This window comes from Azospirillum agricola (assembly GCF_017876095.1).
Taxonomy (GTDB): Bacteria; Pseudomonadota; Alphaproteobacteria; order Azospirillales; family Azospirillaceae; genus Azospirillum; species Azospirillum agricola.
This window is the reverse complement of sequence record NZ_JAGINM010000037.1, coordinates 1-21,352: the sequence shown is the minus strand read 5'-3', so window position 1 is coordinate 21,352 and position 21,352 is coordinate 1. Positions and strand designations below refer to the sequence as shown.

Genomic DNA, 21,352 nt, shown 5'->3' with positions numbered 1-21,352 from the left:
CGGGACCATGCCGACCTGGACTCCGCTCATTCCTCCCGAGAACCATCTGCTGGTCGGCCTCGCCCTCGCGCTGCTGGCGATCATCGTGCTGCTTCTGCTGGCCTGGGCGGTGTGGCGCGCCGAGTGGAAGGCGCCGGCCGGATCGGTGGCCGGAACGGTCGGGTTCGATCCGGTGGACGCGGCGGCGGCGCGGCGGCCGGTCGACATCAAGGCTTTGTCCGCCAGCTTCATCGCCACCTTGCGGACCCTGAAGACCGCGGTTCCCGGGGCCGCCTGGAAATACGATACCCCTTGGGTGCTGCTGCTGGGCGACCATGGCTCGGGCAAGAGCGCGCTGGCCTCGGCGATCGGGCTGCACCGGCCCTTCGACCTGAACGCCGATCCGGAGCTGGCCCAGCAGGGCTGCGCCTGGCACGTGTTCGAACGCGGCATCGTCCTCGACCCGCCGGGCGGCATCCTGTGGGGTGACGGGCGCAAGGGCGGCGCCGAGGCCGGCTGGCGCCGGCTGCTGCAACTTCTTCTGCGCCACCGGGCGGAGCGCGGGCTCGACGCCGTGGTGGTCACCGTCCCCTGCACCGATCTGGTGGGGCCGGACCGGCTCGACCCGGCCATGCTGGTCGCGCGGGCGAAGCGCCTGCGCCTGCGCCTGCGCGAGCTTCAGCAGCAGCTCGGCCTGCGGTTGCCGGTCTATCTGGTGGTGACCAAATGCGACGCGCTGCCGGGCTTCGCCAGCTTCTGCGAGCCGCTGGCGGCGGAGCGCGGCGCCGAAATGTTCGGTTGGTCGAACGGCCAGACGCTGGAGACGGCCTATGGCCCGCATCTGGTCGGCGAGGCCTTCGACGCGATGGGCCGGGCGTTGCACCGCGCCCTGATCGGCGGGGCGGCGGCGACCGGCGGCATCAGCGACATGGCCTTCCTGTTCCCGGCCGAATTCCAGAAGCTGGCGGCCCCGCTGGGCCGTCTGGCCGACGGGTTGTTCCGTGCCGACTCCTTCCAGGATCCGCATTTCTTCCGCGGCCTGTTCGTTACCGGCGACGGCGGCGCCCTGGCGGGCGCCGGTGGGCGGAGCGGCCTGCCGGTTCCTCTGGAGTCGGCTCCGCTGGCCGTTCCGGCGCTGGGCGACGCTGTCATGGTCGAGCCGCCAGGCGCCCGCCCGCTGTTCGTCACCAGCCTGTTCGGCGACAAGATCTTCCGCGAGGCGCGGGTGGTGCAGCCGGCCCGGCGCAGTCTGGTGGCGCGCAGCCGGGCGGTGCGCAACGTTCAGTTGGCGATCGGCGGCGCCATCCTGGTCCTTGCCGCCGGGCTCTGGCACTCCCACCGCATGGCTGGCGCCGCCATCGCCTCCCTGGCTCAGCCCATGAGCATCATCGAGGAATCGATCGAGGACATGCAGAAGGCCCGGCAGGCCGGCGACAGCCTGACCGCCTACCGCAAGCTGCGCGAAGTGGCTCCGCAAATCCTGGGGGCCTTCAAGACGGTCGGAGACCGCGCGCTGTGGGTGCCCTTCATCCCCACCTCCTGGATCAGCCCGATCGCGGAAGAGGTCAAGGAGCAGCTCGTCCAAGGCTTCCGCCTTGTGGTGCTCGATTCCCTGCGATACGAGCTGATCAGCCGCTGGACGGACCTTCAGGCCCGCAACGCCAAGCCGCTGACGGCCGGCAGTGACGAGATGGTCGCCTTCCAGCGCGCGCGCAGTTACCTGGACGAGATCGACCGGCTCGCGGTCGCCGTCACCCTTTACCGCAACGCCAAGCAATTGCCGGTGCGCGACGTCGCGGCGCTGGTCAAGGAGCTGCTCGGCATCGATCTGGGCGCCGCGCTGCGCAACGATCCGCTGCTCTATGCCGACGTGATGAACCGGGTCGTCATCCGGCCGCTGGACACGGAGCGGAATCTGGCGCCCTCGCGGGCGACGATGGCCCGGCTGTCAGGTGACGCGGCCCGGCTGATCACCGTGCAGGATGGCCCGCTGGTGCGCCCGTTCAGCGTGCTGGCCAGCACGCTGGAGCGGGTGGAACTCGCCCGCTTCGGCCCGCCCGAGGGCGCCGGCGGCGCGCTTCAGGATTTGGGCACCGCCTTGCAACGGGCCCAGGCCGTGCTGGACGATCCCAACCTGCGCTGGCTGTTCGTGAGGAATCCGGAGCGGGACGCCGTCTGGCAGGACCGGCTGCCGCGCATCCGCAGCAATCTGTTCCTCGGTCCGGAGGCCGCCAGCGAGGCGCTGGCGAAGGCGATCGAGCATGTCGATACCCTGCGCGCCAACCTGCTTGGAATCCGCGCACCGGGACTGGGACCGCTGCTGGTCTCCGACGAAGGGGCCGACGGCCTGCTGCGGCTGGCCCCGGCGCTGGCCGATCTGGCGACGGCGCTGCCCGATATCCTGCGCTACGATTTCATGGCCGACATCCCGGTGCGCCAACCGGAGGTGCCGTCGCAACGCGGCGCCGCGATCCAGTGGATGCCCGAGCCGCTCGAGAAGGCGGTGCGCCAGTACCGTTCCTTCGAGGCGATGGAGGCGGGATCGCTGGCCCGCGTGCCGGAGGCGCTGCGGCCGATGCTTCAGGCGCTGGTGGCGCAACGGCTCCAGGGCGCCATGCTGACCGCCGTGGCCGAGGCGCGGGTGGTGGAAAAGCGCGGCCAGGATTTCCGGATGGTCGCCGACGAAACCGGGCTGCTGCGCGAGGTGCGCCAGTTCGCCCGCGCTTCGCGCCCGCTGGGCGATCTGCTGGGCGCCTTCGGCCGGCGTGGCTTCGAGCAGGGCTACACCACCGTCAGCGCCATCGTCGTCCAGCATCTGGTCGGCATGCTGGAGCAGGCCGACCGCATCGCCGACCAGGGCGCGCCCTATCTGCCGATCGACGAGTTCCGCGACTGGGACGGCACGCTGCCGCTCAACGCCGACGGCTGGCAGGTGCTGAGCGACGTCGAGCTGTCGCAGTATCTCGACAACACGCGCGGCCGCTTCGACTGGCTGGGCAACGAGATCGCGGCGCCGATCGTCACCTTCGCCCTGCGCGAACAGACGCCGGGCGCGCTGCGCAACGATCCGCACGTCACCAAATGGCAGCGCATCCTGATCGAGCAGCAGCGCTACAAGGCCGACAACCCGAACAGCTCGCTGGCGGCGCTGGAGCGCACCATCCGTTTCGATCTGGGCGAGGCGGTGAAACCGGACAACTGCCTCCAGCAACTCGCGGCCGGCGGCGGGCTTGGTGGTGGCTTCGGCAGCGGCGCCGATTTCTTCCTCCAGCGGCGCGACACGTTGCGGCGTCTGGCCCTGGCGCAGTGCCAGCGGGTCGCCGCCCGCACCATGTCGACCGATTATGCGCGGCTCGCCGCCGATTTCAACGGCCTGCTGGCCGGGCGCTACCCCTTCGCCGAATATCAGGGGCCGGACACGCCGCAGGCCGACACCGACGCCGTCGCCGCCTTCCTGGAGCGTTTCGCCATCGCCGAGCCGGGCATCCGTCGCGGCTTCGGAACGCCCGCCCCCGGGACGCCGACGGCCCAGGCGCTGGAGTTCGTCGGTCGCATGGCGGCGGTGCGCGACTTCCTGGCGCCCTTCCTCGCCGCCAGCTCGGCCGCCCCGCCGGGCTATGACGTGACCGCCGACTTCCGCGTCAACCGCCCGCGCGAGAGCGGCGGCAACCAGATCATCGACTGGGCGGTGACGGTGGGCGACCAGCGGCTTCAGCGCGGCGGCGACGCGAAGGCGGCGCGCTGGAGCCCGGGCCAGCCGGTGTCGGTGTCGCTGCGCTGGGCCAAGGACGCGCCGGTGGTGCCGCTGTCGATCATCGGCCCCGACGGCAGCGTCCAGCCCGACCGCGCCATCGCCTTTTCCTTCACCGACCGCTGGTCGCTGGTGCGTCTGCTCCAGGCTCACCGGGCGCCGCCGGCCGACCTGCCGAAGCTGACCGATCCGCAGCCGCACACGCTGAAATTCTCCGCCGACACCGGCAACGTTCCGGTGATGGGGGAGGAGCCGCCGGCGCGGGCGGCGCCCGGCGGCCGGACCAGCGTGTTCCTGCGTCTGGCCCTGTCCACGGCGAATCCGGACGGCAAGACCCGGACCTCCTACAGCCTGCCGGTCTTCCCCTACGCCGCCCCGCGTCTGGATGTGCCGGCCGGCGCGCGGGTGGCGCTGGATCCGCGGTTCGACGACGCGGAGCTGGACGACCCTCTGGCCCCCCGCCCGACGCGTCTGGTCCCCCGCAAGCCTGCCCCGAAGGGAGCCAGCCGATGAACGGAGCGATGACCGGTGCGGAGCCCCACGGGCTGCCGTTCGACGCCGCCGCGATCCTGGCGCCCCTGCCGGGGGAGTCGCCGGCCGGCCCGTCGCTTCGCTACGACCCGGTCTACGACGCGATCCGCGAGGCGCGGCGGCAGGACGACCCGAGCCTGCCGCAGGGAGTCTGGCAGACCACCGCCAAGCGCGCCGACTGGGATCTTGCCATCCGGTTGTGCCGCGAGGTTCTGGAAACCCGTTCCAAGGATCTCCAGGTCGCGTGCTGGCTGGCCGAGGCGCTGGTCCAGCGCCATGGCCTCGCCGCGCTGGCGCCGGCGCTGCGCCTGCTGGCCGGCTTGTGCGACGCCTTCTGGGACGGGCTGCACCCGGAGATCGACCCGGAGGACGGCGACATGGCCGCCCGCGTCGCTCCGCTGGAATGGCTGAACGGCAAGCTGCCGGCGCTGCTGCACACGCTGGCGCTGACCCGCTCGGGCGGCCCGCCGGTGGTGAGCCATTCCTACGCCGATTACGAGAACGCCCAGCGCCGCCAGCTCGCCGCTGCGCGGGATCCGCGCGGGGCCGCGGCGATCCTTGCCAAGGGCGGCGCAACCCTGGCCGACATCGAGGCGAGCGCCGCCGGCACCCCGGTCGCCTTTCACCGCGCCCTGCACGCCCGGCTGGCCGAGGCGGTCGTCGCCATCGACACGCTGTCCGCGCTGCTCGACGATCGCTGCGGACGGCAGGCGCCGGGGCTGGTCGGGCTGCGCGGCACCTGCGCCGGACTTCAGGGCTGGATCGACACCATGCTGCGCGCGAAGGGGGAGGAACCCGAGATGCCCGTCCCGACAGCGTTGAGCGCCGACGGCAATGGCGCGGCGACGGACGAGGCTTTCGAAGCCTTCGACGAGTCCTTCGAGGATGGCGCCGTTCCGCCGCACTACGGCAGCGGCCCGATCCAGACCCGCGACGAGGCGTATTTCTGGCTGGCCGAGGCGTCGGAGTTCCTGATGCGGACCGAACCGCACAGTCCCACCCCCTACCTGATCCAGCGCGCGCTGGGCTGGGCGAACATGCCGCTGCACGAGGTCCTGCTGGAGGTCACCCGCGGCCGCAACGACCTGTCGGCGGTGTTCGACCTGCTCGGCTTCAACTTTTCCGAGATGTCGCAACAGAATGGAGGGAGGACGGGAAAATGAGGGAATTTGTTGCGTAATCATTCTTGTTATGGGCGTCAGGAAATTCTAGCCTAATACGAATGGTCAATAATCGCGCCTGATACTCGCGTTGGGCGTGCGCTGCAACATCTGGCAGAGGTCGAACCATGGCCGAGAGCACCCAGCACAAACTCAGCAGAGTCCGCCCGCCCCGCGTCCAGATCACCTACGACGTGGAGATCGGCGACGCCATCGAGAAGAAGGAGCTTCCCTACATCGTCGGCATCATGTCCGACCTGTCGGGCAAGCCGGCCGAGGCGCTGCCGCCGGTCAAGGACCGCAAGTTCGTCGAGATCGACCGCGACAATTTCCAGGACGTGCTGTCCTCGATCGGCCCGCGCGTTGCCTTCCGCGTGCCCAACAGGCTACAGCCCGACAGCAACGACGTCCTGAACGTCGAACTGCGCTTCAAGCACATGGACGATTTCGGTCCGGTGGAGGTGCTGAAGCAGGTCCCGACCCTGAAGCGCCTGTTCGAGGCGCGCTCGCGCCTGCGCGACCTGCTGACCAAGCTGGACGGCAACGACGACCTCGACGCCCTGCTGAAGCAGGTGATGCAGAGCACCGAGGAGCAGGAGGCGCTGAAGACCCAACTCGCCGGCCCCGCCTCATCCGCCCCCGCCGCATCCGGCGACGCGCCGCCCGCCGAACCGGCGGCCGAATGAGCCGCTGACGTCCCGGAACCGACCACAATCCCGACCGTCGCCGGCCCGAACCCATCCGGCGACGCCCGCGTGAGGAGATTCTTGCCATGGCTGACGAGACCGAAACCGCCGGCGGCGGCACGGCCACGGAAACCCAGACCCTGTCCATCCTCGACCGCATCCTGGTCGAGGGCAAGCTGGCGCGCGACGAGACGCAGCGCGGCTACGCCCGCGATCTGGTGGACGAGTTCGTCACCTCCGTGCTGGCGGAGACCGGCGGCACGGTGAGCGGCGACGTCGTCGCCGCCATCACCGACCGCATCGCCGAGATCGACGACCTGATCTCGCTCCAGCTCAACGAGATCCTGCACCACCCCGACCTGCAGAAGCTGGAGGCCTCCTGGCGCGGCCTCGCCCATCTGGTGTTCAACACAGAGACCGGCACCATGCTGAAGCTGCGGCTGATGAACATCACCAAGGCCGAGCTGCTGAAGGATTTGGAGAAGGCCGTCGAGTTCGACCAGAGCGCGCTGTTCAAGAAGGTGTACGAGGAGGAGTACGGCACCTTCGGCGGCTACCCCTACAGCGTGCTGATCGGCGACTACGAGTTCGGCCGCCACCCGCAGGACATGGCGCTGCTGGAGAAGGTCTCCAACGTCGCGGCGGCGGCGCACGCCCCCTTCATCGCCTCGGCCAACCCGATGCTGTTCGACATGGGGAGCTTCACCGAGCTGGGCGTTCCGCGCGACCTGTCGAAGATCTTCGAGAGCGCCGAACTGATCAAGTGGCGCTCCTTCCGCGCCAGCGAGGATTCGCGCTACGTCACGCTGTGCCTGCCGCACGTCCTGCTGCGCCTGCCCTACGGGCCGGACACCGTGCCCGTCGAGGGCATCAACTTCGTCGAGGACACCGACGGGCGCGACCATTCCAAGTATCTGTGGGGCAACCCCGCCTGGATGCTGGGCACGCGCATCACCGACGCCTTCGCCAAGCATGGCTGGACGGCGGCGATCCGCGGCGTCGAGGGCGGCGGCAAGGTGGAGGGGCTGCCGGCCCACACCTTCCACACCGACGAGGGCGACATCGCCCTGAAATGCCCGACCGAGATCGCCATCACCGACCGCCGCGAGAAGGAGCTGAACGACCTCGGCTTCATCACGCTGGTCCACTGCAAGGGCACCGACTACGCCGCCTTCTTCGGCGGTCAGACCACCAACAAGCCCAAGCTCTACAACACCGCCGCCGCCAACTCGAACAGCCGGCTGTCGGCGATGCTGCCCTACATCCTGAACGCGTCGCGCTTCGCCCACTACATCAAGGTGATCATGCGCGACAAGATCGGCAGCTTCATGACCAAGGAGAATGTTCAGACCTACCTGAACACCTGGATCATGGGCTATGTCCTGGGCAAGGACGACGCGGGGCAGGACCTGAAGGCGCAGTACCCGCTGCGCGACGCCCGCGTCGACGTGACGGACATCCCCGGCAAGCCCGGCTGTTACAACGCCACCGTCTTCCTGCGTCCGCACTTCCAACTGGAGGAGCTGACCGCGTCGATCCGTCTGGTGGCCGAGCTGCCGCCGCCGGCCGCCTGAGCGCCGACGCCCCTCTGACGCCCGTGCCGCCGGCCGGACGTCAGAGGGCGCACACCCGCCGATCCTCATTCGACCGATCCCCACCGAACCGATTTCACGGCCCGCCGACCGAGGCCCGCCGACAGAAGGAAGACCGCCATGGCCTCCAATATGTTCATCGTCTTCAAGACGCCGGATATCACGGGTGAAAGCGCCGACAGCAACAACACGAACGCCATCCAGGTCCTGTCCTGGAGCCATTCCTTCAACCAGCCGACCTCGCCGACGCGCAGCTCTGCCGGTTCGGGCACGGTGGAGCAGGCCAACCACTCGGACTTCTCCTTCACCAAATACATGGACGCGGCGACCGACGATTTGCTGAAGATGTGCTGGAGCGGCCAGCAGATCGGCACCGCCACCTTCTCCGCCTACCGCTCGGATGGCGCCAACACGGCGATCAAGTATCTGGAGGTGGTGATGACCAACGTCATCGTCTCCAACGTCTCGGTCGGCGGCGGCACCGGCGACATTCCGACGGAGACCGTGACGCTCAGCTATTCCTCGGTCCAGTACACCTACATCCAGCAGAAGACGGCGGACGGCACCGCCGGCGGCAACCAGCCGATCAAGCACGATCTCGCCGCCCAGACGGTGTCGTAACCCGCCATGCCGGGACCGCGCATCGCGCAGGGCGTCCGGGCGCCGCTGTTCGACCGCCTCGCCGCCGACCCTCGGGAGGGCGGCGGGAGCGGCGGGCGGATGCTCGACCGCGATGGGCTGCGGGCCTCGATCCGGCGAGAGCTGGACCGGCTGCTCAACACGCGAACGCCGCTCGCCGCTGACGAGCTGGGCCGGCGGCCGCGCGGCACGCTCGACTACGGGCTGCCCGACCTGTCGCTGTTCTGGCCCTTCGACGCCGACAGCGAGGCCCGGCTGGCCCGGCTGGTCGCCGCCACGGTCGCGGCCTTCGAACCCCGTTTGGTGAATCCCCGCGTGACGGTGGCACGCGCCGGCAACGAGCGCGGCCGGCTGCGGGCGACGGTGACCGGATCCGTCCTGCTGGACGGCATGGTCGAGCCGGTGAGCTTTCCCATCCTGCTGACCGACAGCGTCGAGGATGGGCTGGGGGACATGCCAGGGGACGGGCTGGGGGATGGGGGAGGCGGGGTCGATGGCCGGTGAGGACCGCAACGACCTGCTGGATTACTACCAGCGCGAGCTGTCCTATCTGCGGCACGAGGGGGCGGCCTTCGCCGCCCGCTACCCGCGCGTGGCGGCGCGCCTCGACCTCAGCGGGGCGGAATCGCCCGATCCGCATGTCGAGCGGCTGCTGGAGAGCGTCGCCTTCCTGACCGCCCGCATCCAGCGGACCCTTGATTCCGACTTCCCGATGATCCCGGCGGCGCTGCTGGGGGTGCTCTACCCGCATCTGGTGGCACCGGTGCCCAGCCTCGCCATCGCGCAGTTCACGGTCGATCCCGACCAGGCGCGCGCGGCGACCGGCTTCACCCTGCCCGACGAGACCCCGCTGTTCGCCGAGGCGCTCGACGGGCTGACCTGCCGCTTCCGCACCGCCTACCCGGTGGAGCTGTGGCCGGTCGAGGTGGCGGACGCCGCGATCCAGACACCGGCGGCCTTCTCCTTCCTCGACCTGCGCACCGACATCGGGGCGGTTCTGCGCGTCACCCTGCGCGGGCTTGGCCGTCTGACCTTCGCCGACATGGCGCCGAAACGGCTGCGCCTCCACCTGCATGGCGGGGCGGCGGGGAGCCTGCACGAGCTGCTGCTCAACGAGGTGCGCGGCATCGCGGTGCGGCCGGCGGAAGCCGCCGGCGCGGTGCGGGAACTGCCGGGCGCCCAGGTCCGGCCCGTCGGCTTCGCGCCGGACGAGGACGTGCTGCCCTGGCCGCGCCACGCCCACCAGGGCTACCGGCTGATCCAGGAGTATTTCGTCTTTCCGGAGAAGTACCTGTTCGTCGACATCGAAGGGCTGGAGGGGTTGGGCGATGCCAAGGAGACGGAGCTGCTGTTCCTGCTGTCCAACCCGCCACGACGCGCCGTTCCGCTCGACCGCGAGTCCTTCCGGCTGAACTGCGCGCCGATCGTCAACCTGTTCCGCCGGACGACGGAGCCGGTGCGGTTGGACCAGACCCAGGTGGATTACCGTCTGCCGCCCGACAGCCACCGCGAGCGCTCGACCGAAATCCATTCTATCCTCAAGGTTTCGGCCAGCTCGGCCTACGAGGACGACAGCCGGGTCTTCCAACCCTTCTTTTCCTTCGACCATTCCACCGGACGGGAGAATGGCCGCGACGGTCCGCGGGCCTTCTGGACGGCACGGCGCCAGCCGACCGGGCGGGCCGACCTGCCGGGCACCGATCTGGTGCTGTCCTTTCTCGACCTCGATTTCAAGCCGACCCGTCCGCCGGCCCAGGTGGTGTTCGCCCACACGCTGTGCACCAACCGCGGGGTGGCGGAGCAGATGCCGGCCGGCGCCCGGCTGGAGATCGAGGTCGACGCGCCGCTCAGCGGCATCGCCTGTCTGACCAAACCGACCCGCCAACGCACGCCGCCGCTGGCCGGTCAGACCCTGTGGCGGCTGGTGTCGCACCTGTCGCTGAACCATCTGTCGCTGGATGGGGAGGGCGGGCTGGCGGCGCTGCGCGAGATCCTGCGGCTCTACGCCGCCTTCGACGATGCCAGCGTGGCGGGGCAGATCGCCGGCCTGTCGGGCCTGTCCTGCCGCCCGGTGGTGCGGCGGGTCGGCAACGAGGCGTGGCGGGGGTTCTGCCGGGGCACCGAGGTGACGCTGGAGCTGGACGAGGAGCGCTTTGTCGGCAGCCATCCCTTCCTTCTGGCCTCGGTGCTCAACCGTTTCCTCGGGCTCTACGCCGCCGTCAACTCCTTCACGCAGCTGGTCCTGACCAGCCGCCAACGCAACGGACACTGGAAGACATGGCCTCCCCTGGCTGGCGATCGACCCGTTCTGTGATCGAGCAGTTGGCCGCCGAGGCCCACCGCTTCGACGCGCTCCAGGCGATCGGCCTGATCGAGCGGATGCTGCCCGACGCCCGCAGCGTCGGCGAGGGCGCCGACTCGCGGCACGAGGCGGTGCGGTTCCGCTCCAGCCTGGCCACCGCCTTTCCCGCGAGCGACCTCGCCGCCGCGACGCCGCCCGGCCCCGGCGAGCCGCGCTGGGAGCTGCTGGTGAATTTCCTGGGGCTGGCCGGCGGTTTCGGTCCGCTGCCGGCGCCCTTCACCGAGGCCATCGTCCAGCGGGTGCGGGCGGGCGACACGGCGACCCGCGATTTCCTCGACATTCTCAACCACCGGCTGGTCTCGCTGCTCTACCGGGCGCGGCGGCTGCACCGGCCGGCGCTGAACCGCGGCACACCCGACCAGGGGCCGATGGCACAGCATCTCTACAGCCTGATCGGGTTGGGGACGCCAGGCCTGCGCGGCCGCATGGCGGTGCCCGACCGGGTGCTGCTTGATCACGCCGGGGTGCTGGCCCAGCAGCCGCGCACGCTGCACGGGCTGGAACGCCTGCTTGGCGATCATTTCGGCGTGCCGGTGCGGGCGGTGCCGTTGCAAGGGCGCTGGCTGGCGCTCGACGACACGCAGGTGACACGGCTGGGGCGACTGAATTCGGCGCTGGGTGACGGGACGGTGCTGGGACGGCGGGTGTGGGACCAGCAGGCGGCGGTGACGCTGGAACTGGGGCCGTTGGGACTGGAAGCGTTCCGCGCCTTTCTGCCTGGCGGGCACGCGGCGCGGGCGTTGCGCGATCTCGCGCGTTTCTATCTGGGACCGGGCACCGACGTCTCGTTGCGCCTGCGGCTTGCGCCGGAACGGGTGCCGGCGAGCCGGCTGGTGGGTGCCAACCGGCTGCATCTGCATTCCCCCCGCGTTCTTGCCGAACGGCCGCGCGCGGCGGGGGTGCGGCTGGGCGCGGAGGATGGGCGGTTGCTGACGCGCGCCGGGCCGAACGCTCCACGGCTCGGCTGGACGAGCTGGCTGGTCACGCGGCGGCGCACGACGGAGGGGATCGTTCAGCCAATGGACGGGCAAGGAGGCACGCACGGGTAAATCTCTGTCTCCCGGTTTCGCGTTTCCATCCGTAGCCGCACCGATCATCGTTGACGGGGAAACCATGGCGGACCGATACTTCGTCTATTGCGAGAGGAAGCCACCATGACCGCTTGCGCTGTTCTCCAGGGTCGTTTCCTGTCGGCGGGGCCGCGCCTGCCCGGACCGGAGATGGGACGGGTCGCGCAACCCCAAGCCAACGGCAACGCCCGGCAATTGCCGCCGGGCCTGCTGCGCCTGGGAGGCGTCGGCGGTCGGCCGCTGCCCGACGGTGTGCGGCAGAAGATGGAGACCTTCTTCAAGACGGATTTCTCCGACGTCCGCGTCCATGTCGGGTCGGAGGCGCCGGCCATCGGCGCTTTGGCCTTCACGCTGGGCTCGAACCTGTATTTCGCGCCGGGCCAGTACAATCCGGATACCCTCCATGGCCAGCAGCTTCTCGGCCATGAGTTGACCCATGTGGTGCAGCAGCGGGCGGGCCGCGTGCGCAACCCGTTCGGCAGCGGCGTGGCCGTCGTGCAGGACCACGCGCTGGAGGCCGAGGCCGACCGCATGGGCATGCGTGCGGCTTCGCACTTCACCCCGCCGACCGTGCAGGCAAAGCCGGCACCGCAAAGGCTGGCCGCGCCGATCCAAAGGAAGGAAGGTTCCGGCTACCGGCTGATCGTTGGCGCCTACCTGCACCAGGAGAAAGGGCTGCCCGACGCCATGGCCGGCCACGGCTTCGTCGCGGTGGAGCGCCCCGGCGGCAAGCGCGAGGCATGGGGTTTCTCGCCGGCGGGACTGTCGGGCATGGACCCGAAACGCGACCTCGGGCGCTTGACCACGGGCGTGCCGGGGCGCGTGCATCGTGACGAGGCGGCGTTCTCCAAGCCGGGGGTGCGCACACGCAGCATCGCCGTCAGCCGTGAGCAGGCGGAGCGCGCCATGGCGAAGATCGGCGAGTACCGGAGCGGCAACGCCCGGTTCAGCTTGGCGAACCGCCAATGCACGGCGTTTGCCAGCGACGTGGCGAAGGCGGCGGGGGTGAATGCGTTCGGCGCAGGGCCGGTGCGGGGACCACGAGACTTCTATCGGAAGATTTGAGCCAAAACGAATGTCTCCACCTCTCCGAGAAGCACGATGAAGAAAAATCTTCTGCCACCACCCCAACCGAATGATAAAAACCGGCTTATTGCTCCGCACCGGGTGCTGCAACCAGCTTCAACGACGTCTCATTTTCTTCCGCCTGCTTCATCTCACGCAGCATCGTGGGCGCTGAACCTCATAAAAGCGGCGCTTACGGACTTTACACCTCGGTAATGCATCTTGGAAAATGCCCAGCAGCGAATGGTGGGATCTGTACCCTCTAGATCCTGAATGAATCCACCAATGTCCTCCTTAAAAACTCTGATCGGCAAACTCACCTTCACTTCCAAGCGTGCCCTGGAGACGGCGGCGCAGCTCTGCCTCGTGCAGACGCACTTCGCGGTGGAGGTGCAGCATCTGCTGCTCAAGCTCGCGGGCATGGCGGACAGCGACGTGGCGCGGCTGCTGCGGCATTACGGCGTCGATGCTGGCACCCTGTCCGCCGACCTCACCCGTGCGCTGGAGGCTCTGCCACGCGGGAACCGGCAGACGCCGGCTTTCTCCGAACATCTGCTGCGTCTGCTGGAGCGCGCCTGGGTGGTGTCGTCCCTGAGGCTCGACGAACACAGCATCCGGTCCGGCGCCATCCTGGCGGCGCTGCTGGAGGACGACGCGCTGCGCGGCATGCTGGTCGAGGCGGCACCGCCGCTCGCCCGCATCCCGCGCGGCAAACTGGCCGACGATCTGCCCGACCTGCTGCGCGGCAGTCCGGAGGGGGCCGGGGAGCCTGCTCCCGCCGCAACGTCCGGCACGACGCCATCCCGAACCCCGTCGCTCGATGCCTACACCATCGACCTCACCGCCCAGGCCCGTGCCGGCCGGATCGACCCCATCGTCGGGAGGGACGCCGAGATCCGGCAGGTGATCGACATCCTGATGCGGCGGCGGCAGAACAACCCGATCCTCACCGGCGATCCCGGCGTCGGTAAGACGGCGGTGGTCGAGGGCTTCGCCCGCATGGTCGCCGAGGGTGCCGTGCCGCCGCCGCTGCGCGGCGTCGCGGTGCGCACGCTCGATCTCGGGCTGCTCCAGGCCGGTGCCGGCGTCAAGGGCGAGTTCGAGGACCGGCTCCGCCGGGTGATCGACGAGGTGGCGTCGTCGCCCCGTCCCGTCATCCTGTTCATCGACGAGGCGCACACGCTGGTCGGCGCCGGCGGACCGGCCGGGCAGGGCGACGCCGCCAACCTGCTGAAGCCGGCGCTGGCGCGCGGCGAACTGCGCACCATCGCCGCCACCACCTGGGGCGAATACAAGCGGCACATCGAGAAGGATCCCGCACTCGCGCGCCGTTTCCAGGTGGTGAAGGTGGCCGAGCCGGACGAAGCGACCGCCGTTTCCATGCTGCGCGCCCTGGTGCCGGGGCTGGAGGCGCACCACGGCGTCCGCATCCTCGACGCGGCGGTGGAAGGCGCGGTGCGGCTGTCGCACCGTTACATCAGCGACCGGCAATTGCCGGACAAGGCGGTCGGCGTGCTCGACACCGCCTGCGCCCGCGTCGCTCTGGCGCAGGCGTCGCCGCCGCCCGAACTCCAGGCCGCCGCCCAGGGCAGCGCCGGGCTGTCCGCCGAGATCGCCCAGCTCGCCCGCGAAAGCACCGCCGGCCACGACCACGCCGAGCGCCTGGAGCGTCTCGCCGACGAGCGCGCCGCCCTGGAGGAGAAGCGCCATCGGTTGGAGGCCCGTTGGACCCAGGAGGCCGAAACGGTCGCCCGCATCCGTGCGCTGGAGAACTCGCTACCGGACCAGGACGGCGCCGCCTATCTGCGGGCGCGGGCCGAGCTGGACGGGCTGCGGCTGGAACTGGAGCTGGTGCAGGAGGACGCCGCCCCGCTGGTGCCGGTGGCGGTGGACCGCCACACCGTCGCCGCCGTGGTGGCTGGTTGGACCGGCATCCCGGTCGGCCGCATGCTGACCGACAATGTCGAGGCGGTGCGCGGCTTGCGCGCCCGCATGGGCGAGCGGGTGGTCGGGCAGGACGCGGCGCTCGACGCGGTGGCCCGGCGCATCCGCACCTATTTCGCCGGGCTCGGCGAGCCGGGCAAGCCGACCGGCGTCTTCCTGCTGGTCGGACCGTCGGGCGTCGGCAAGACGGAAACCGCGCTGACCCTGGCCGAACTGCTGTTCGGCGGAGAGCGCAGCCTGATCACCATCAACATGTCGGAGTATCAGGAAGCGCATTCCGTCTCCGGCCTGAAGGGTGCGCCGCCCGGCTATGTCGGCTTCGGGAAGGGCGGGGTGCTGACCGAGGCGGTGCGGCGCGCGCCCTATTCGGTCGTCCTGCTCGACGAGGTGGAGAAGGCCCACCCCGACGTGCTGGAGCTGTTCTATCAGGTGTTCGACAAGGGGACGCTGGAGGACAGCGAGGGGATGGCGGTCGATTTCAAGAACACCATCATCCTGCTGACCTCGAACCTTGGCAGCGAGACGATCGGGCGGCTGGCCGGGCAGGGCGGCGGCGGCCTGACCGCCGGGCGCGTCGCCGAGGCGATCCGGCCGGAGCTGGTGCGTCACTTCAAGCCGGCGCTGCTCGGCCGCATGGTGGTGGTGCCCTATCTTCCGCTCGACGAGGCGCGCGTCCATGCCATCGTCCGGCTGAAACTGGCCCGCATCCAGGCCCGCGTCGCCGAGACGCATGGTGCCGAGCTGACCTACGCCGACTCGGTGGTCGCCCACATCGCCGCGCGTTGCGCCGCCACCGACGCCGGGGCGCGGGCCGTCGACCATCTGCTGACCAACACGCTGCTGCCCGACCTGTCGGCGGGCGTGCTCGACCGCTTGGCCGACGGACGGGGGGTCGATCTGGTGCATGTCGATCTCGACGGGGCCGGGGCGTTGCGCTACAGCTTCGGCATGCCCGCATCGCGGGCGCCCTGAACGGCGGCCTCCCCCAAGGCGACCCCCAAAGGCGATCAATGAGCGATAAGTCGACGACCCAGGATTCCGCCTCGCTGTCGGTCAGCACGCCGCTCGGCAAGGACGCGCTGATCCTGCGCGAGTTCAGCGGCACCGAGACGGTCTCCGACCTGTTCGACTTCACGCTGGTCATGCAGTCGGCGACCGGCGCCATGGACCTCGACCTGACGCAGCTCGTCGGCCAGCACCTGACGGTGACTCTGACCGACGGCAACGGGGCACAGCGGGTCGTCGACGGGATCTGCACCCGCGTCGTGCAGACCGCGACCTCCTATGTCGCGGAGCTGCGGCCCTGGCTGTGGATGCTCGGGCTTGCCAGCGACAACCGCATCTATCAGAGCCAGACCGCCGTCGACATCATCAAGGCGGTGTTCGGCAACCTCGGCTACACCGATTTCAAGGATTCGACGACCGCCACCTACACCACCCGCGACTACTGCGTGCAGTATGGCGAGAGCTGCCTGAACTTCGTCAGCCGGCTGATGGAGGAGGAGGGAATCTGCTATTTCTTCACGCACACGGCAGGCACCCACACGCTGGTGCTGGCCGACGATTCCTCGGCCTTCGCGGCCATCGCCGGGACGTCGACGGTGCCTTATCTCGGGCTGCCGCGGGGCAAGGACTGGATCGACGGGCTGCATCTGACCTCCTGCTCGCTGGAGCAGGCGGTGACCAGCGGCGGCTACCAAGCCGACGACTACAACTTCACCACCCCGGCGACCGAACTGAAGGCCAGCGTCACCGGCACGCCACTGGTCTACGAATATCCCGGCAACTACACCAGCAAAGACCAGGGCGACGCGGCGGCCGCCATCCGGCTGGCCGCCCTCCAGGCCGGAGCCAAGCGCCTGTCGGGGAGCGGCGTCGTGCGCGCCTTCACCGCCGGGCAGAGCTTCACCCTGTCGGGCCACCCGCGCGGCGACCTGAACGCCGAGTGGGTGCTGCACGCGGTCAGCCACCGCGCCACCTTCCGGGAGTACGAGAACAGCTTCACGGCGCTGCCGTCCGCCACCACCTACCGCCCGCCACGCCGGACGCCGGCCCCGCGCATCGCCGGCACGCAGACCGCGGTGGTGGTCGGCAAGTCGGGCAAGGAGATCTACACCGACCAGTATGGCCGGGTGAAGGTGCAGTTCCATTGGGACCAGCAGGGCAGCAACGACGAAAACAGCTCCTGCTGGGTGCGGGTGGCGCAGGGCTGGGCCGGCAAGAGCTGGGGCAGCTTCTTCCTGCCGCGGGTCGGCATGGAGGTGATCGTCAGTTTCCTCGACGGCAACCCGGACCAGCCGATCGTCACCGGCTGCGTCTACAACGGCACCAACACCACCCCCTACACCCTGACCGACGACCAGACCAAGAGCACGATCAAATCCAACAGCTCCGAGGGTGGCAACGGCTTCAACGAAATCCGCTTCGAGGACAAGGCCGATGCCGAGGAAATCTTCGTCCAGGCGCAGAAGGACATGACGGTGCTGGTCAACAATGGCCGGACGACGACGGTGGACGCCGCCGACGACACGCTGACGCTGAACAAGGGCAACCGCTCGGTCACCATCACCAAGGGCAACGACACGCTGACCGTCAGCGAGGGCAACCGCACCTCCAGCATCGCCAAGGGCAACGAGACCCATTCGGTCAAGGGCACCCGCGACGTCACGGTGACGGGGGCGGAGACCCGCACCAACAGCGACGCCTTCACCCAGACGGTGTCGAAGGATTTCACGCTGACGGTGGACGGCGACATCACCATCTCGGCCAGCGGCGCCGTCACCATCAAGGCCGGCAAGGGATTGACCGTGCAATCGACCCAGGACATGGCCCTCACCTCGTCGGCCGCGCTGACCGCCAAGGCCACCAGCGACGCCACGCTCCAGGGCATGAGCGCCACGGTCAAGGCCGACACCGGCGCCACGCTCCAGGGCGGCACCACCGTCACCGTGAAGGGCAGCGCCCAGGCCACCATCGACGGCGGCGGCATGACCTCGGTGAAGGGCGGGCTGGTCCAATTGAACTGAGCCCGTGGCGATGCCCCCGACGAACCAGGACACGCCCCCCGCCAGCGGGTTCCCGTCCGAACCCACGCGCATCGAGACCCGCGATGCGGAGGGACAGCTGTTGTCGCTGGTCACGCTCGGCGCCGGGGGACAACCGGACGGGGAGTTCGTCGCCTACGCTCCCGACGGCTCGGTGCAGATGCGGATGACCTACCGCGACGGCCAGCCGGATGGGCCGGCGACCATTTATCGCGACGGCCGGGTGCAGACCGAGATGGGCTACGCCGCCGGCCGGCTCGACGGCGAGATGCGCGGCTACGACCCGGCCGGACGCCTGCTCTCGGTGGTGCGCTACGCCGCCGGGCGCAAGAATGGCAGGATGGAGTGCTTCACGGTGGATGGCGCGCTGCTGATGACCGCCGAGTACCGCGACGACCGGCTGGACGGGCCGATGCTGGAATACCGTCCGGACGGCACGCTGCGGCGACGCGCCCTTTACGCCGATGACCGGCTGGATGGCGAGGTGGTCGAATTCCATCCCGGCGGAAGCCCGGCCGAGCGCAGCCTGTTCCGCGCCGGAACCGTCGTGGAGGGGCCGGAGCGCTTCGCCGATCCGGACGCTCCGGGCAGGACGTCGCTGCTGGCCCGGCTGATCGGCAAGTAGGGGAGGGCAGGCATGGGGCTTCAGGTGGTGATGGGGGCGATGACCCAGTGCAGCTTCGGGGCGGCGCCGAGCAGCCTGATGGTGCTGCCGACCAACCGGGTGATGTGTGGCGGGGTGCCGGCCGCGACCATCATGGATTTTGCTCCGATGATGAACATCCTGCCCTTCGCCATGTGCAACAGCCCGGCCAACCCGATGGTGATCGCGGCGACGGCGGCGGCGATGGGGGTGCTGACGCCGATGCCCTGCATCCCGGTCACCACGCCCTGGACGCCCGGCGTTCCTCAGGTGCTGATCGGCGGCATGCCGGCGCTGAACGACGGCTGCAAGTGCATGTGCGCTTGGGGCGGCTCCATCAGCGTCAGCATGGCCGGGCAGTTCCAGACGCAGGATTGAGCGATCGGGACCCCAGCGGACGGCCCGGCGGTTGCGGTTCAAGGCATCGGCGCTATAATGACGCGAGGTCCCGCCCCCCAAACCATCGACCGCAAGGCCGACCGATGTCCGCTCCGCCGAAGCGTTTCGCTCCACCGCCGCCCAGCTGGCCTGGATGTGCGTCGCCGCGCCAGCCGGGGCCGGCGATCCAGCGGCAGGTCGCGCAGCCGCAAACGACCTTCAACGCCCTGCGCAGCGGCAAGGCGGAGCGCGGCAAGGTCGGCGACGAGCTTGTGCGCATGCAGGGCGACCAGTTCCTGCTGAGCACCGCCGAGCGCAACCTGCGGGTCAAGCCGGACGGCACCTACAATTTCGTCCGGGTCCAGGGGAACACCCGCAACGAGGCCCGCACCTTCGTGTCGGCGAACAGCGGCCATGCCGGGCTGGCCGCCGGACGGCCGGTGCTGTACGCCGGAACGGTGCGTTTTGACAGCGGTTCGCTCGACTGGTGGAGCAACTATTCCGGCACCTACCAGCCGATGGCCGCCTTCCGCCAACAGGCCCATCTGCCGGACGAGCGTTTCGTGCCCTGGCAGAAACTTCAGATGGGTGGGGTGGGGTTGCAACGCGGCATGCTGTCCGACCAGCGGGCCTCCACGGTGCCGGCCAAGCCGGAGGGCGCCACCACGCCCAAGCCGGCCCCCCGATCGCCGGATCCCGCAAAGGCCGCATCCGTTGGAACCGGACCGGCGGGGACGCCGACTCCGCAGCCGCAAGGCAAGGGAACGGAGAAGGCAGCGGCACGCGCTGCTCCCGCACCCGGCGGAAAGGGACGCTGAGTGACAATTCCGCGCAGTTCCCTTCCCGTCATTCTCGGCGGCACGCTGCTGTTCGGGGCTCTGCTGTTCCTGCTGGGGCTGCTGGTCGGACTCAACCTGTCGTCATCCGCTCCCGCATCTTCACAGGCATCCCCGCAGGCAGGAAACGGCACCCCGGCGGCGGTGGCGCCCGCTCCTCCTGTCCCTGCACCCGTCGGAGCCTCCGGCGGAGCGGCTCCGACGGCCCCCGCACCCGATGCGGCGGCTCCGGCTCCCGCATCCCCACCGGCCAAGGGCGGCGATGCCGCTCCGGAAGCGGCGCCGGCGATCAAACCGCTGAAGGTGAAGGGTTTCGGTTACGGCGCTCCGCCGTCCAGTCCGCCCGCCTCGGCCTTGCGCGGCCATCTGCTGGAGCAGGCCAGCGCAGCGCCGGGCACGGCACCGGGCACCAACCCGGCAGCCCAGCCTGCGGCAGCCGCCACATCAGCCCCCGCGCCCGCTCCGAAGGAGCCGCCAGCCGAGCCGCTGGTCTTTTCGGTTGCGGTCGGACGCTTCCTGCTGGAGGACAACGCCGCCCGCCGGCTGGCCGAAGCACAGGCCAAGGGCTTCCAGCCGGTCGTCGTCGTCGCCGACCCTCCCGACCCCAGTGGCTGGCTGACCGTTACGCTGGGACCACGCGACGATGCCACCGCGGCCGCGCGGCTGGCGGAGGACGCCACCGCCCAAGGGTTCGACACCCTGCTGGTAAGCTGGCTCGCTCCCTGATTCCGGGGTTATCCGTCTGGTGTCGAACTTGACGGGTCTTGAGCACTTCCGAGAAATGATCGTCCCTTGTATCGGGAGCATCGAGCCATGCGTCTGATGGGAGTTCTCTTCGGCTGCATTCTTGGGTTTGCCAACACCTTGCCTTCGTACCCGGTATCAGCACAGTCGCGCCCGAACAATGAAGCGTTCTCGAACGCGATCGTGGCCGCTGGGCTTGTCCTCACGCGGAAGGCGTGCGCTTTGCTGGAGGTGCAGGAAACTGCGAACTGGGTTGAAGTGGACGGCAAGGGTGAATGCCTGCGCTTCTATGCTGCCGGGCTACGCTCCGCCCCGGGCCCCAACCCCGTTGTTGCTGCCTGGATGCACGGCGACATCATGGGCAGGAAGCCGAGCCAGATCGGGCATCAGGAGGGACTCAGCGTCACCGCGATGATTGAGCAGGAACGCGCGTTGTCCGAGCGTTTCGGTGTGCCTTTCATCTTTCTGGCCCGCCCAGGCGCCTATGGAAGCTCCGGCCGGTTTTGGGATCTCCGCCACACCCCTCGGGAAGCGGCGTTGATGAATGCTCACCTCGATGTGCTCAAGAAGCGCTACGGCATTGCCGAGTGGTCCCTTGGTGGACACAGCGCCGGAGGAACGTTGGTGGCCGAGTTCTTGGCGAGCCGCAGCGACCTGCGATGCGCCATTATCTCCTCTGGAGCATCTGCCTTTCGGGCTTATCTCGAAGCACACGGGGCCAAAGCCCGGCTGGCCAAGCCGGAGACATGGTTTGATCCTTATGACTTGCTCGATCGCATACCGAAGGACCAGAACCGGCGCATCTTCGTGATTGGTGATCCGCGTGAGACGAAGATAGCGTCCGTCAAGATGGTGGAAAATCGTGCGATGCTGAGGTGGCCATTGTTCAGGCGGCTTTGGGTGGAAACGTGATGGCTGATGAGGCTTC

General features: G+C 69.4%; 16 protein-coding genes. All 16 read left to right on the top strand.

The features are described from left to right. Positions 1-7: 7 nt before the first annotated feature. Positions 8-4,243 (top strand): type VI secretion protein IcmF/TssM N-terminal domain-containing protein, encoded by a 4,236-nt coding sequence (locus tag J2847_RS31695; protein WP_209782722.1) that lies wholly within the window; start codon positions 8-10, stop codon positions 4,241-4,243. After that, positions 4,240-5,424: a type VI secretion system protein TssA gene (gene tssA / locus J2847_RS31690; protein WP_209782721.1), complete on the top strand. Its 1,185-nt coding sequence runs from the start codon at positions 4,240-4,242 to the stop codon at positions 5,422-5,424. The genes J2847_RS31695 and tssA overlap by 4 nt, the downstream gene beginning before the upstream one ends. 125 nt (positions 5,425-5,549) lie before the next feature. Next, positions 5,550-6,107: a type VI secretion system contractile sheath small subunit gene (gene tssB, locus J2847_RS31685; RefSeq protein ID WP_209782720.1), complete on the top strand. Its 558-nt coding sequence runs from the start codon at positions 5,550-5,552 to the stop codon at positions 6,105-6,107. A gap of 86 nt (positions 6,108-6,193) precedes the next feature. After that, a complete protein-coding gene (tssC, locus tag J2847_RS31680) occupies positions 6,194-7,681 on the top strand; it encodes a type VI secretion system contractile sheath large subunit (RefSeq protein WP_085558372.1) in 1,488 nt (495 codons plus the stop codon). A 138-nt stretch (positions 7,682-7,819) separates the two neighbouring features. Next, positions 7,820-8,320 carry an Hcp family type VI secretion system effector gene (locus J2847_RS31675; RefSeq protein WP_209782719.1) on the top strand — a complete coding sequence of 167 codons (501 nt, stop codon included), beginning with the start codon at positions 7,820-7,822 and terminating at the stop codon, positions 8,318-8,320. Positions 8,321-8,326: 6 nt separating this feature from the next. Beyond that, a complete protein-coding gene (tssE, locus tag J2847_RS31670; protein WP_209782718.1) occupies positions 8,327-8,842 on the top strand; it encodes a type VI secretion system baseplate subunit TssE in 516 nt (171 codons plus the stop codon). After that, complete coding sequence (gene tssF, locus J2847_RS31665) at positions 8,832-10,652, top strand: type VI secretion system baseplate subunit TssF (RefSeq protein ID WP_209782717.1); 1,821 nt, start codon at positions 8,832-8,834, stop codon at positions 10,650-10,652. The genes tssE and tssF overlap by 11 nt, the downstream gene beginning before the upstream one ends. After that, positions 10,649-11,749: a type VI secretion system baseplate subunit TssG gene (gene tssG, locus J2847_RS31660; RefSeq protein ID WP_209782716.1), complete on the top strand. Its 1,101-nt coding sequence runs from the start codon at positions 10,649-10,651 to the stop codon at positions 11,747-11,749. The genes tssF and tssG overlap by 4 nt, the downstream gene beginning before the upstream one ends. A gap of 105 nt (positions 11,750-11,854) precedes the next feature. After that, positions 11,855-12,835 (top strand): eCIS core domain-containing protein, encoded by a 981-nt coding sequence (locus tag J2847_RS31655; protein WP_209782715.1) that lies wholly within the window; start codon positions 11,855-11,857, stop codon positions 12,833-12,835. A 285-nt stretch (positions 12,836-13,120) separates the two neighbouring features. Next, positions 13,121-15,751 carry a type VI secretion system ATPase TssH gene (tssH, locus tag J2847_RS31650; protein ID WP_209782714.1) on the top strand — a complete coding sequence of 877 codons (2,631 nt, stop codon included), beginning with the start codon at positions 13,121-13,123 and terminating at the stop codon, positions 15,749-15,751. 38 nt (positions 15,752-15,789) lie between these two features. After that, a complete protein-coding gene (locus J2847_RS31645) occupies positions 15,790-17,805 on the top strand; it encodes a type VI secretion system Vgr family protein (RefSeq protein WP_209782713.1) in 2,016 nt (671 codons plus the stop codon). Positions 17,806-17,815: 10 nt separating this feature from the next. Then, complete coding sequence (locus tag J2847_RS31640; protein WP_209782708.1) at positions 17,816-18,448, top strand: toxin-antitoxin system YwqK family antitoxin; 633 nt, start codon at positions 17,816-17,818, stop codon at positions 18,446-18,448. Between the two features lie 12 nt (positions 18,449-18,460). Further along, complete coding sequence (locus J2847_RS31635) at positions 18,461-18,844, top strand: DUF4280 domain-containing protein (protein WP_209782707.1); 384 nt, start codon at positions 18,461-18,463, stop codon at positions 18,842-18,844. Positions 18,845-18,948: 104 nt separating this feature from the next. Beyond that, a complete protein-coding gene (locus J2847_RS31630) occupies positions 18,949-19,662 on the top strand; it encodes a hypothetical protein (protein ID WP_209782706.1) in 714 nt (237 codons plus the stop codon). Further along, positions 19,663-20,406, top strand: a complete 744-nt coding sequence (locus tag J2847_RS34875; RefSeq protein ID WP_209782705.1) for an SPOR domain-containing protein — start codon at positions 19,663-19,665, stop codon at positions 20,404-20,406. It abuts the gene before it with no gap. Positions 20,407-20,493: 87 nt separating this feature from the next. Beyond that, positions 20,494-21,336, top strand: a complete 843-nt coding sequence (locus tag J2847_RS31620) for an alpha/beta fold hydrolase (RefSeq protein WP_233474921.1) — start codon at positions 20,494-20,496, stop codon at positions 21,334-21,336. The last annotated feature ends 16 nt before the right edge of the window (positions 21,337-21,352 follow it).